The organism is Bradyrhizobium sp. P2_E8 (assembly GCF_056403875.1).
Map to the genome: position 1 here is coordinate 1 of NZ_JBFUES010000106.1, position 12,409 is coordinate 12,409.

At 63.6% G+C, this 12,409-nt stretch carries 12 protein-coding genes; 6 read left to right on the forward strand and 6 right to left on the reverse strand.

What is annotated here, in order from left to right; genetic code table 11:
• The 4 genes from AC1D00_RS08595 to AC1D00_RS08610 all read right to left on the reverse strand — a co-directional run.
• The coding region (locus AC1D00_RS08595; protein WP_477010359.1) for a HEAT repeat domain-containing protein at positions 1–646 on the reverse strand (646 nt) is incomplete at its 3' end.
• A 2-nt stretch (positions 647–648) separates the two neighbouring features.
• Entirely contained in the window at positions 649–882 is a 234-nt protein-coding gene (locus AC1D00_RS08600; protein WP_011085981.1) for a 4Fe-4S dicluster domain-containing protein, read from the reverse strand.
• 31 nt (positions 883–913) lie between these two features.
• Positions 914–2,656 (reverse strand): fumarate reductase/succinate dehydrogenase flavoprotein subunit, encoded by a 1,743-nt coding sequence (locus AC1D00_RS08605; protein WP_477010360.1) that lies wholly within the window; start codon positions 2,654–2,656, stop codon positions 914–916.
• A gap of 102 nt (positions 2,657–2,758) precedes the next feature.
• The gene (locus AC1D00_RS08610) at positions 2,759–3,532 is read right to left on the reverse strand and encodes a ferredoxin--NADP reductase (RefSeq protein WP_477010361.1); all 774 of its coding nucleotides are present in this window, start codon (positions 3,530–3,532) and stop codon (positions 2,759–2,761) included.
• A gap of 215 nt (positions 3,533–3,747) precedes the next feature.
• Between AC1D00_RS08610 and AC1D00_RS08615 the strand changes: the two genes are divergently transcribed.
• The 5 genes from AC1D00_RS08615 to AC1D00_RS08635 all read left to right on the forward strand — a co-directional run bounded on the left by AC1D00_RS08615 (position 3,748) and on the right by AC1D00_RS08635 (position 8,458).
• Positions 3,748–4,044, forward strand: a complete 297-nt coding sequence (locus tag AC1D00_RS08615) for a gamma-butyrobetaine hydroxylase-like domain-containing protein (protein WP_477010367.1) — start codon at positions 3,748–3,750, stop codon at positions 4,042–4,044.
• A 242-nt stretch (positions 4,045–4,286) separates the two neighbouring features.
• Positions 4,287–5,060, forward strand: coding sequence for a Crp/Fnr family transcriptional regulator (locus tag AC1D00_RS08620; protein ID WP_135172627.1), 774 nt, complete (start codon positions 4,287–4,289; stop codon positions 5,058–5,060).
• 181 nt (positions 5,061–5,241) lie between these two features.
• Positions 5,242–6,663, forward strand: coding sequence for an ABC transporter substrate-binding protein (locus AC1D00_RS08625; RefSeq protein ID WP_477010362.1), 1,422 nt, complete (start codon positions 5,242–5,244; stop codon positions 6,661–6,663).
• Positions 6,660–7,589: an ABC transporter permease gene (locus tag AC1D00_RS08630; protein WP_477010363.1), complete on the forward strand. Its 930-nt coding sequence runs from the start codon at positions 6,660–6,662 to the stop codon at positions 7,587–7,589. Before AC1D00_RS08625 ends, AC1D00_RS08630 begins: the two co-directional genes overlap by 4 nt.
• A complete protein-coding gene (locus tag AC1D00_RS08635) occupies positions 7,586–8,458 on the forward strand; it encodes an ABC transporter ATP-binding protein (protein WP_477010364.1) in 873 nt (290 codons plus the stop codon). The genes AC1D00_RS08630 and AC1D00_RS08635 overlap by 4 nt, the downstream gene beginning before the upstream one ends.
• Positions 8,459–8,600: 142 nt before the next feature.
• On the opposite strand, the gene AC1D00_RS08640 is transcribed toward AC1D00_RS08635, so the two are convergent.
• Together AC1D00_RS08640 and AC1D00_RS08645 are read right to left on the reverse strand one after the other, a co-directional pair.
• The gene (locus tag AC1D00_RS08640; RefSeq protein ID WP_477010365.1) at positions 8,601–9,659 is read right to left on the reverse strand and encodes a YeiH family protein; all 1,059 of its coding nucleotides are present in this window, start codon (positions 9,657–9,659) and stop codon (positions 8,601–8,603) included.
• Between the two features lie 111 nt (positions 9,660–9,770).
• A complete protein-coding gene (locus tag AC1D00_RS08645) occupies positions 9,771–9,950 on the reverse strand; it encodes a hypothetical protein (protein ID WP_232585903.1) in 180 nt (59 codons plus the stop codon).
• Between the two features lie 365 nt (positions 9,951–10,315).
• Here AC1D00_RS08645 and AC1D00_RS08650 point away from each other — a divergent pair, with 365 nt between their 5' ends.
• The gene (locus tag AC1D00_RS08650) at positions 10,316–12,226 is read left to right on the forward strand and encodes a flavin-containing monooxygenase (protein ID WP_477010366.1); all 1,911 of its coding nucleotides are present in this window, start codon (positions 10,316–10,318) and stop codon (positions 12,224–12,226) included.
• Positions 12,227–12,409 lie beyond the last annotated feature (183 nt).

A 12,409-nucleotide genomic window follows, 5' to 3' on the forward strand; every position in this document is an offset into this window, starting at 1 on the left:
CCGCCATCTCGCGCACCATCCAGTCCGCATCCTTCAGCGCGCGCGTGATCGTCTCCGCCGCGGGCTTCATCTGCGAGAACGCCAGCGCGCTGACTGAGGCGCGGCGCACATGCGCGTCGGGATCGTTGATCAGCGCGGTCAGCGCGGGGATGGATTCCTCCAGCTTGAGGAAGCCGATCACGCCGATCGCCTGCACGCGCACGGCGGCATCCGCATCCTGGAGCGCTTCCAGCGCCGGCTTCAGCGTGTCCTTGCAGCGCAGCTCCTTCAGCGCGCGCAGCGCGCCCATGCGGACGAAGGCGTGGGCATGCTTGACCAGCGGCAGGATGATGTCGGCACAGGCCGGATCCTTGAACTCGGCCATGCTGTCGGCGGCGGCCGATGCGACGATTCTCTCGGGATCGACCAGCAGCTTGACGAGCGCGCTCGCCGCTTCCGGCCCGTCGAACTCGCCGAGCGCCATCGCCACCTGCTGGCGCACGCCGGCATCGGGATCTGCGACCATGTTGGCGAGATGGCCGACGGCGGCGGGATCGCCGGAATGGCCGAGCGCGATGATGGCGACACGGCGCTCGGCGGGATCGGCGGCCTGAAGCCGCTCGTCGGCGTCTTCGAGATCGTCGTAGGACTCGAACGGGCTCGACATGATCACCTCAACAGATAGGGAATGTTGACGGTGACGGCGCCGGTCGGGCAATCGGCCTCGCAGGGCATGCAGTACCAGCACTCGTCATAGGCCATGTAGGCCTTGTTGGTCATCTCGCTGATGCGCAGCACGTCGAGCGGGCAGACGTCGACGCAGACGGTGCAGCCCTTGTCCGCAATGCACTTGGCGTCGTCGACGACCACCGGAACCGATGTCTGATAGGAAGCGAGAGGCATTGGATGTCTCCTGTTGCTATGTTCTGGTGGATCAGGCGGAGGCGCGGATGCGCTGCTTGTCGTAGAGGTCCTTCTCGTCGTCGGCGATCGGCACGACGTACGGTTCGACGGCGCGCTTCTCGCTGGTCATCTTGCCGTCCCGCTTGCTCAGCAGCGTGTGGCAGAACCAGTTCTCGTTGTCCTTCTCCGGGAAATCCGTGCGCCAGTGGTAGAGGCCCCAGCGGCTCTCCTCGCGATAGAGCGAGGCATGCACCGCCATGTCGGCGCAGTCCATGATCGACTGCACTTCGAGGGCGCGCAGCAGCTCGTGCGCGTTGCGGGCGATCATGCGCTCCTGCATATCCTCGCGAGCCTCGGCGAGGCGGCGCATGCCGAGCTCGTATTTGCGCGTGACTTTCGGCGGCTGGAGATAGTCGTTGACGAGACGGCGGGTCTTGTACTCGACCTGGTTCGGCGGAATGCCGTCCTCGCGCTTGGTCGGCGCCATCACGCGATCCCGTTCCAGCGCGACATCGGCGGCGTCGAACTCCGCAAAGTCGTGGCTGTCGGCGAACTCCATCGCGTCGATGCCGGCGACCGAGCCGTTGGTGAAGGCGCCGAGCATGTAATTATGCGGCACGCTCGCCATGTCGCCGGCGGCGTAGAGGCCGGGAACGGTGGTGCGGGCATTGTCGTCGACGAACACGCCGGAGGCGCTGTGGCCGGAGCAGAAGCCGATCTCGGAGATGTGCATCTCGATCGATTCGCTGCGGTAGTCGACGCCGCGCCCCTGCTGGAACAGGCCGCGCGTGGGACGCTCGACCTTGTGCAGCGTGGATTCGATCTCCGAGATGGTGTCGGGGTGAAGATGCTTGAGCTGGAGGAACACCGGACCCTTGCCGGACAAGAGCTCATTGTAGAACTCCAGCATCATCTGGCCGGACCAGTAGTCGCACTCGATGAAACGCGAGCCTTCGTTGTTGGCGGTGAAGGCGCCGAAGGGACCGGCGACATAGGCGCAGGCCGGGCCGTTATAGTCCTTGATCAGCGGATTGATCTGATAGCATTCGAGGTTCGCGAGCGCCGCGCCGGCGTGATAGGCCATGGAATAGCCGTCGCCGGAATTGGCGGCGTTCTCATAGGTGCCGAACATGTAGCCGGAGGTCGGCAGGCCGAGGCGGCCGGCGGCGCCCATGCACAGGATCACCGCCTTGGCCTTGATGACGAGCATTTCCGCCGTTCGCGTGTTGACGGAGATCGCGCCGGCGATGCGGCCGTCAGACGATTTGAGCAGCCGCGTCGCCATGTAGCGGTTGGAGATCAGGATGCGGGCGCGGCGGAGCTGACGGTACAGCGCCTTCTTCACGGTCTCGCCGTTCGGCATCGGCAGCACGTAGGTGCCGATGTGATGCACCTTCTTGACGGCGTAGTCGCCGTTCTCGTTCTTCAGGAAGCGGATGCCGAAACTGTCGAGCTCTTCGATGATCTTGTAGCAGTTCTGCGCGTATTTATAGACCGCCTTCTGGTCGACGATGCCGTCATTGGCGATGGTGATTTCCTTGGTGTACTGCTCCGGCGTCGCGTAACCGGGGATGACGGCGTTGTTGAGCCCGTCCATCCCCATCGAGATCGCGCCGGAGCGCTTGACGTTGGCCTTCTCGAGCAGAACGACATTGGCCTTCGGGTTCTTCAGCTTCGCCTTCAGCGCCGCCATCGGGCCGGCCGTGCCGCCGCCGATGACCAGCACATCGCAGGAAACCTCCGAAAGTCCGTCGACGATCTGATCTAGTGCCATCGCTTGCTCCTGGTTCGCCGATAGCCGGCGCCTTTGCATCAGATTTGTTCAGGGCGCCTTCCGGCGATAGCAATTAGTTGTCGCCGGGACACGATTTGCGCCTCAGCGCTCGACAAAGGCCTTTTCGATCACGAAATGGCCGGGCTGGCTGTGATTGCCCTCGACAAAGCCGCGCGCCGAAAACATCGCAGGGAGTTCCTCCAGCATCGCCGGGCTGCCGCACAGCATGATGCGGTCGGTCTCGATATCGAGGCCTGACAGCCCGATGTCGTCGAACAGCTGGTTCGAGGCGATTAGATCGGTGATGCGGCCACGGTTTTTGAACGGCTCGCGGGTCACGGTCGGGTAGTAGACCAGCTTGTCGCGGATCAGGGGACCGAAGAATTCGTGGTTGCGCAGGCCTTCAACGAGGTGCTCGCCATAGGCGAGCTCGGAGACCTGACGGCAGCCATGGGCGAGCACGATGGTCTCATAATTCTCGTAAACATCAGGGTCCTTGATCAGGCTGGCAAACGGCGCGAGTCCCGTGCCGGTCGAGAGAAGCAGCAGGCGTTTTCCCGGAATGAGGTTGCCGGTGATCAGCGTGCCGGTCGCCTTGCGGCCGACCAGGATGATGTCGCCTTCCCGGATCTTCTGGAGGCGCGAGGTCAACGGGCCGTCCTGAACCTTGATCGAGAAGAACTCGAGCGCCTCCTCGTGATTGGCGCTGGCCATGCTGTAGGCCCGCATCAACGGCTTGCCTTCGACCTCGAGCCCGATCATCGCGAACTGGCCGTTCTGGAAGCGGAAGCCGGGATCGCGCGTCGCGGTGAAGCTGAACAGGTTGTCGGTCCAGTGCCTGACCGACAGAACCGTTTCCTTCTGAAATGCGCTCATGGTCTCTCCTTGGCCATCGATGGCGCCCAAGGTTTCGGAGAGAGCAGAGTCCGGCAATTCGTAAGTGAAATTCCCGGTCGATTAGTTTCACATTTCGCGGGCGGTGACTGAAGAGGAGGCAGCGAAGGTCAGGCGGGCGCGCTCGCGCTGGCAATTAGTTGCTATCGCAGCGGCGTCACGACGACGTAGAGAGGATTCGGAGGTTCGTCATGACCATGACTGTGGTGGCACCAACCGTAGCCAACTATGAGGCCAGCGCCGATCTCGCCGCGCTCCTCGTCCGCACCACGCAGGACGATGCGTTGAGCCTGCCGGCCGAGCAGCTTCGCCTCTCCTGCAAATGCGCCCACTGCACCCGCGCCCGCTTCGACGGCCGCTTCCCTGACGCGTTTCCGGGCATCGCCATCATCGAGATCGGCGATCTCGGCTACGGGCTGAACATCTCGTTTTCGGATGGGCACAACCGGGGGATTTACCCGAAGGCGTATTTGTTGAGTTTGGCGGGGCGCTGACCCAACATTCGATGTCGTCCCGGCGAAAGCCAGGACGACGCTGGAGAGACGCTTCAGCCAAGCAACGGCCACCGCTGTCATTCCCCGCGGAGGCGGCGAATCCAGTACGCCGCGGCCTCTCGATAACTCATTGACGTCTCTGGAATACTGGATCGCCCGGTCAAGCCGGGCGATGACAGCGGAGTGAATCTGGCACGGACATTGCTCCTCTTTAGAACGACTTGAACGTTCCGGAGGCAGAGATGTTGCAGGCGGCCAACGTGGTTCGCGGGGCTGTTCCCCCGGCAGTCCGGCCTGCCGGAAGCTCCTCGCTGCTGCTCACCGAGAACCAGCAATGGATCGGCGGACCGCCGCCGCTGATGGACAAGCTCTCACCGCGCGAGCGGGAACTGGTGCTGAAGCAGGGCCGGCGAAAAGTGCTCAACCGCGGCCAGACGCTGTTCAGCCAGGGCGGCAAGCATGACGGCATCTGGCTGATCGAAAGCGGCCGCATCCGTGTGTTCTACACGTCCCCGCTCGGACGCGAGATCACGCTGGCCTATTGGCATGTCGGCAATTTCGTCGGCGGGCCGGAAGTGTTCGAAGGCACCGTGCATCAATGGTCCGGCGTCGCATCCAGCAATTGCAGCGTGGTGCACCTGCCCGGAAAGGAACTGCGGTCCCTTGCCTTGGAGATCCCGAACCTCGCGATCGGCCTGATCGAAGGTCTCACCTTCAAGGGCAAATGCTACTCGGCGCTGGCCCAGATGCTGGGAACGCGCTCGATCACGCAGCGCCTCGCGCATCTCCTGCTGCATCTCGTCGAGCTCTACGGCGTCGCGGACGCCGACGGCACCGTGATTGCGGCGGCCTTCACCCATGCCGACATCGCCCACATGGTCGGCGCGACCCGGCAATGGGTCACGATCAGCCTCAAGCGCATGCAGGAGAAGGGAATCGTCGTGACCAAACGCTCGCAGATCGTGGTGTGCCGCGCCGACGTCCTGGAAGAGATGCGCGGCCAGGCGTCCGATTAAGGGAGCCCGCGGCCAGGGCCGCTGCACAGGCAAGCGGCTTTCTAGTGCAGGACTGCCCAAGGAGTATGCAATCAGCTTTTCCCGGCAACTAATCGACTGCGGCGGTCATTCCGGATTTGCCCTGCCCGTGCCCTCACCCAATCATGGCAACCACAGCACATCCAACCGAATGAGGATGAGAATGGTCCGCCATCTTCCCACACTCTCGATCGCGATGTCGGTGACGTCGCTGGCGCTGATCCTCGCGCAGCCGGCTTCGGCGGAAACCGTCACGCTCGGCATCGGAACGCAGGACACCACGACCAACACGGTGACCGCCGGCGTCGTCATCCGCCAGCTCCATCTCCTCGAGAAGTACCTGCCGACGTCAGGCAAATACGCCAACACCAAGTTCGAGCTGGAGTGGCAGAATTTCACCTCCGGCCCGCCCGTCACCAATGCGATGATGGCGAACAAGCTTCAGATCGGCATGATGGGCGACTATCCGCTGATCGTGAACGGCTTCACCTTCGAGAGCAATCCGGAGAGCAAGAGCCGCCTGGTCGGTGTTGCCGCCTACAGCCTGTCCGGCTCCGGCAACGGCCTCGTCGTCCACAAGGACTCGCCCTACTACGACCTTGCCGATCTCAAGGGCAAGCTGGTCAGCGTGCCGTTCGGCTCCGCCGCGCACGGCATGGTGCTGAAGGCGATGCAGGACCGCGGCTACGCATCGGACTTCTTCCAGCTCGTCAGCCAGAGCCCGGAGGTCGGCTCGACCAATCTCCAGGAGAAGAAGATCGACGCGCATGCCGACTTCGTCCCCTTCGCCGAGCTCTTGCCGTTCCGCGGCTTCGCGCGAAAGATCTTCGACGGGGTCGAGACCAACCTGCCGACCTTCCACGGCATCGTCGTCCGCACCGATTTCGCCGAGAAATATCCTGAAGTCGTCGTCGCCTACTTCAAGGCGCTGATCGCCGCCAACCAGTGGCTGCGCGACGATCCCAAGCTCGCCGCCGAGAAGATCCAGGAATGGACCGGCATCAACAAGGAGGTCGTCTACATCTTCCTCGGCCCCAGCGGCAACATGACCACTGACCCCACGGTCAAGCCGGCACTGATCGATGCCGCCACGACCGACGTCAAGGTGCTCCAGAATCTCGGTCGCATGAAGGAGTTCGATCCGAGGAAGTGGGTCGACGACAGCTACATCCGCAAGGCCTATGCCGAGATGAAGCTCGACTATGACGCGCAGCTTGGAAGCACGAAGAATTACGAGATTTCCGGCGAGGACGCTTTCTGCAAGAAGCCGATCACCGATCCGCGCAAGGCCGGCGAGATCTGGGTGGATGAAGCYGGCATCCTGCCGTTTGCGTCCGCCGCCTGCACGTTAGGTGCCTATGCCGACTTCAAGGCCAAGGGCAAGAAGATCAACGTCGCCTATGTCTTCGACACCACCCGCGGCATCAAGCTGTTCGCCGACCAGGCCTTCTTCGCGGTCGGCAATGACGAGGTCGCGCCGTTCCTGCTGAAGAAGGATGCCGAAGCCCATGCCGCCAAGATCAGCGGCAAGGTGCTCGGCTTCGACGACGCGGTGAAGGCGGCGGTCAGCGGAGGCAAGACGTGAGCAGTCCCGCCCTCCTCAGACATCCCGAGGACAGCATGCCGGCAACAGCAGTCGCGGAGGCGGGCCCGGCGCCCGCCGCTCCGCCCAAGACACAGCCCAAGACACCTCCCAAGACACCGCCCTCCTTCGGCACGCTCGCGCTGCGCTGGTACCGGCTGAACCAGGGCCGGCTGCGCGCCACCGCGATCGGCATCRCCTCGCTGATCGCGTTCCTGCTGGTCTGGCACCTGCTCACGACCTACCGCGTCGTGTTCTTCGTGCGCTTTACCAACGTGCCCTCGCCGCTCGCGGTCTATGCCAGCTTCACCAAGGCGATCCACGATCCGAAATTCCTGATGCACATCCTCTTGAGCTGCCGGCGCATCTTCATCGGCTTCTCGCTTGCGGCCATCGTCGGCGTGCCGCTCGGCCTGATCATGGGCCGCTTCAAGCTGGTGCATGAGATCATCTTCCCGGTCGCGGAGGTGCTGCGGCCGATCCCGGCGATCGCCTGGGTGCCGATGGCGATCATGCTGTGGCCGACCAACGAGCAGAGCATCGTCTTCATCACCTTTCTCGGCTCATTCTTCCCGATCCTGGTCAACACGCTGCACGGCATGTCGCTGGTCGATCCGGTGCTGGTGCGCGCCGCGCAATGTCTCGGCGCGCGCGAACGCTCGATCTTCCGCGAAGTGTATTTTCCGGCCTCGCTGCCGCATATCTTCACCGGCCTCACCGTCGGCATGGGCGTCGCCTGGGTGTCGTTGATTGCCGCCGAGATGATCTCGGGGCAGTACGGCATCGGCTACTTCACCTGGGAGGCCTATTCGCTGGTCCAGTATGCGGACATCGCGCTCGGCATGATCGCGATCGGCGTGCTCGGCCTTGGTTCGAGCCTGTTGATCCGCGGCGCGGGACAATTGGTGATGCCGTGGAGGTCGACATGAGCGAGATGCTCGCGAACCCGTCGAAGGGCCATATCGAGGTCAGGAATTTTTCCCTCAGCTATGACAGCATCGAGGGGCCGGTCCAGGCCGTCACCGATACGCAGATCCATGTGAAGCCCGGCGAATTCGTCTCGATCGTCGGCCCCTCCGGCTGCGGAAAGTCGACGCTGCTCAACGCGGTCGCGGGATTCCTCAAGCCCACCACCGGAATCGTCACCGTCGACGGCGAGCGCGTCAACGGCCCCAGCGCCGAGCGCGGCATGGTGTTCCAGCAATATTCGCTGTTTCCCTGGAAGACGGTGCGGGAGAATGTCGAGTTCGGCCTGAAGATGCGCGGCATGCCGCGCTCCCAGCGCGAGCGCGCCGCGCGCACGCTGCTCGGGCTCGCCGGGCTCGAGGCCTTCGAGAAGCATTATCCGGACAAGCTCTCCGGCKGCATGAAGCAGCGCGTCGGCATCGTCCGCGCGCTCGCGACGGGGCCAAAGGTGCTGCTGCTGGACGAGCCGTTCGGCGCGCTCGACGCGCAGACCCGCGTCATCATGCAGCAGATCCTCACCAACATGTGGCAGCGGCTGAAGATCTCGGTGCTGTTCGTCACCCACGACATTGACGAAGCCATCTTCCTGTCCGACCGCGTCTACTGCATGACCGCGCGCCCCGGCTCGATCAAGGCGGAGATTCCGATCCCGCTGGAGCGACCGCGCCAGCAATCGATGATGATGTCGTCGGAATTTCTGGCGCTGCGCCGCGGGCTGATGTCGCTGATCCGCGAAGAGAGCCTGAAGGCGATGGGCGGCGAGATCACCGACATGGGCATGCAGGGGCTGAACATCGAGCTGCACGGGCATTCGCTGGCGGATGTGATTTGACTTAACCTCGCCCCGTTTGCGGGGATCACGGTCTAGTAGGGTGGGCAAAGCGAAGCGTGCCCACCACCTTCATCATGAACGTGGATACATGGTGGGCACGGCGCTTTCGCGCCTTTGCCCACCCTACGGCAGTTTCGCTCCATCACTTGAACCAGTGCACCAGCGCGATGCTGATGCCGAGCAGCAGCATCAGCGACAGCGTCACCGCGGCCGTCACCCTGCCGCCGACATTGGCGAGCACGCGGACGTCGACGCCGAGGCCAAGTGCGGCCATCGAGACGACCGTGAGGAAGCTGGTGATCTTGGTCACCGGTCCGACCACCGTGCTAGGGACGATCTCCAGCGAGCGCAGCGTCGCCAGCGCGAGAAAGCCGAGGATGAACCACGGGACCAGGCGAAAGAAGCCGACATTGGCCTTCTTGGCGTCGCTCTGCCAGCGCGAGGCGACGAGGGACAGGCCGACGACGACGGGGCCGAGCATCAGCACGCGCATCAATTTCACCAGCGTGCCGATCTGCGTCGAGACGAGGCCGGCCGGCACCGTTGCCGCGAGCACCTGCGGCACCGCATAGACGGTCAGGCCGGCGAGAATGCCGTATTGCGTTGCGGAGAGTTGCAGCAGCGGAATCAGCAGCGGTAGGCCCAGCACCATCATCACACCGAGGATCGCCGTGAAGGAGATCGAGGATGCGATCTCGTCGCTGTTGGCGCCGATGATCGGCGCGACGGCCGCTATCGCCGAATTGCCGCAGATCGAGTTGCCGCAGGCGATCAGGATCGACAGCCGCGTCGACAGGCCGAGCAGCCGGCTGAGGCCGAAGGAGACGCAGAGTGCGATCACGACGACCGCGGCGATCGAGGCGAGCAGCGCGATGCCCGAGGCGGCGATGGCCGCGAAGCTGATCGAGGCTCCGAGCAGCATCACCGCGACTTCAAGCAGCTGTTTTGCGCTGAAGGCGATGCCGGCCTGCCAGCGTGGCGCGGGCTTCCAGAAGCTGCGCAGGGCCATGCCGAGCAGGATCGCCATCACCAGCGCCTCGACATAGGGATGCTCGAACACGCCCAGTTCCGCCCGTTCCAGCAGGGCCGAGACGCCGGCAACGGCGATGCAGAGGAGGATGCCCGGAATCAGCGCCGCAATGCGGCTCATGGCGGTGGCCGGCTTGGCATCGGCCGGGCTGGATGCTTGATTCTGCGACACAAATCTCTCCCAGAGGAGAAAGATTTATACGCAGCACGATCCAATTGGGAAATAAGTTTTCGACATATCAGGGCCGAGGGAAGTTCTGTCCTCGCCCCGGAATAAACCGGCTCAGAAGATCAGGTTCTTGGCCAGCGAGGCGACGCGGCTGAAGCCGTCATAGATGCCCGGCTCGAAGAAGGCCGCGCGCGCAAGCACGATGCCCGCGACCAGCGACCAGAACAGCGTGGTGCCGGCCCGCAACAGGAGCTTCGAGGCGCGCGACTTGGGCTGGGTGTCCGTTGCGGACACCAGCTGCTCGCCGAAGGGTTCAAATCCAGTGCGTTCCATAGCTTGCGCCAATCCATCAAATTCTGAACGGAATGTCGTCGTTTCGGCCCCAAACGGCAATGGAAGCGATTGGCGTTTTTGCGCCTCGACGGGGAAACTCCTTCCGTCGGACGCCCCCGGGACAACAGTTTTCTTCTTCCGGCCTATTTGGACACCGGCGCCCCGGCTAATTGCGTCATTGGCCCTCACCTCGTCGATTCCGGCGGCATAGCACGATCTGGCCCTTGCCGACGACCGTGGCGTGGTTCGCCAGTCCCGTGCAGAATGCGCGTCTCATTCGGCGATCTCCGCCCATCCCAAGCTGTATCCGGAGATCAGGAAACGCCATGAACATCGCATCTCCCCACCAGCCGCTCGATATCGCCTCCGCGATCGCCGAAGGCGACATCCGCTGCCTCCTGATGGTGCTGGTGCACATGACCGGCGATGCGCGCTGGCTCGAGCCGCCGTACCTGCCCAAGCGCGACATCCGCCTCATTCCCGATCCCGAAGCCGGCGTGCCGAAGGAGGTCCAGGACGAAATCCGCGCCGCAGTGGTCAACCTCTTCGCCAATGGCTCGCCGCAGCCGGTCATCAGCGCCCCCGGCGAAGAGCTGCTCCTGAAGATGATGCGCGCCTGCCTCGGCGAGAATGTCGCGCCGGAATATGCGCCCCTGATGCGCGAGGAGATGGGCTTTGTGCCGCGCGAGACACGATGGACGACGCGTCCTTCCGACGACAAGCTCGCGGAGCAGCACGTTCTCATCGTCGGCGCCGGCGTCTGCGCCATCGCGCTCGGCGTGGCGCTCGGCCATCTCGGCATCCCCTACACCATCGTCGAGAAGAATGACGAGCTCGGTGGCACCTGGTGGATCAACCGCTATCCCGGCTGTGGCGTCGATACGCCGAACCACTCCTATTCGTATTCGTTCGGCTCGCGCAACGCATGGACGCGCTATTTCTGCCAGCGCGAGGAGCTGCTCGGCTATCTCCTGAAGGTCGCCGATGAATACGGCATCCGCAAGCATCTGCGCGTCAACACCGAGCTGACCTCATCGCGCTGGGACGAAGGCAAGAAGCGCTGGATCTCGACGCTGAAGACTGGGAACGGCGAAGAGACCTTCGAGTCCACCGCGCTGGTCTCGGCCATCGGCCAGCTCAACGATCCCTCCCGTGCGCACTTCAAGGGCGAAGAGGATTTCAAGGGCACGATCCTGCATTCGGCGCTATGGTCCGGCGATATCGATCTCGACGGCAAGCATGTCGCCGTGATCGGCACCGGCGCGACATCGATGCAGCTGGTGCCGGCGATTGCCGGCCGTGTCGCCTCGGTCACCGTCTATCAGCGCAGCGCGCAATGGGCGCGGCCGGTGAAGGGCTATTCCGATCCGATCAGCGAGGGCGCGCGCTGGCTGCTCGCGCATCTGCCCTTCTATGTGCAATGGTATCGCTTCAACATGTTCTGGCGCTACGGCGACGGGCTGTTGCCGTTCCTGCGCAAGGACCCGGCGTGGCCGCATCCGCAGCGCGCCGTCAACAAGGGCAACGACCGGCACCGGCAGGAGCTGACCGACTTCATCCTCACCGAGCTGAAGGACCGGCCGGACTTGATCGAAAAATGCGTGCCGACCTATCCTCCTTACGGCAAGCGCATCCTGCTCGACAACAACTGGTTCAGGACCTTGAGGCGGGACAATGTCGAGCTCGTCACCGACGCAATCGACCGTTTCGACCAGGGCGGCATCGTCACCGCCGACGGCAAGCACCGTTCCGCCGATATCATCGTGGTCGCGACCGGCTTCAAGGTCACGGAGATGGCGGCGCGCCTCAACATCAGCGGCCGCAACGGCAGGAATTTGCGCGACGCCTGGGGCAACGACAACCCGACCGCGTTCCTCGGTCTCACCGTGCCTGATTTTCCCAACTTCTTCTGCATGCTGGGCCCGAACTCGGGTCCGGCGCATGGCGGCAGCGTCATCTTCCAGTCGGAGTGCCAGAGCCGCTACATCTCGGCGTGTCTCGCCGACATGATCGAACGCGACGTCGCCGCCATCGACGTCCGGCAGGACGTGCACGACGACTATGTGCGCAAAGTCGATGCCGAGCATGAGGCGATGATCTGGACCCATCCCGGCATGACGACCTATTACCGCAACTCAAGCGGCCGCGTGTTTTCCGYGATGCCGTGGCGGTTCGTGGATTACTGGCGCATGACGCATGACCCGGATCTGGGGCAGTACAGGCTGACGAAGGCGTAAGCGCTGGGACCTTGAGGCGTTGATCGTGCGGCGATGACGGTGCACCCTCTCCCCTTGTGGGAGAGGGTGGCTTCGCRAAGCGAGGCCGGGTGAGGGGTTCTATCCCCACGAACGGTTTTGCGAGTGGATAGAACCCCTCATCCGGCGCCATAGCCGAAGCTTCGCTTCGGCGTTCTCTTAAGC

What these genes read in the sequence shown, in the direction of transcription:
- AC1D00_RS08600 (WP_011085981.1), bottom strand. Translation starts at nt 882, where the DNA reads ATGCCTCTCGCTTCCTATCAGACATCGGTTCCGGTGGTCGTCGACGAC.
- AC1D00_RS08610 (WP_477010361.1), bottom strand. Translation starts at nt 3,532, where the DNA reads ATGAGCGCATTTCAGAAGGAAACGGTTCTGTCGGTCAGGCACTGGACC.
- AC1D00_RS08605 (WP_477010360.1), bottom strand. Translation starts at nt 2,656, where the DNA reads ATGGCACTAGATCAGATCGTCGACGGACTTTCGGAGGTTTCCTGCGAT.
- AC1D00_RS08620 (WP_135172627.1), top strand. Translation starts at nt 4,287, where the DNA reads ATGTTGCAGGCGGCCAACGTGGTTCGCGGGGCTGTTCCCCCGGCAGTC.
- AC1D00_RS08615 (WP_477010367.1), top strand. Translation starts at nt 3,748, where the DNA reads ATGACTGTGGTGGCACCAACCGTAGCCAACTATGAGGCCAGCGCCGAT.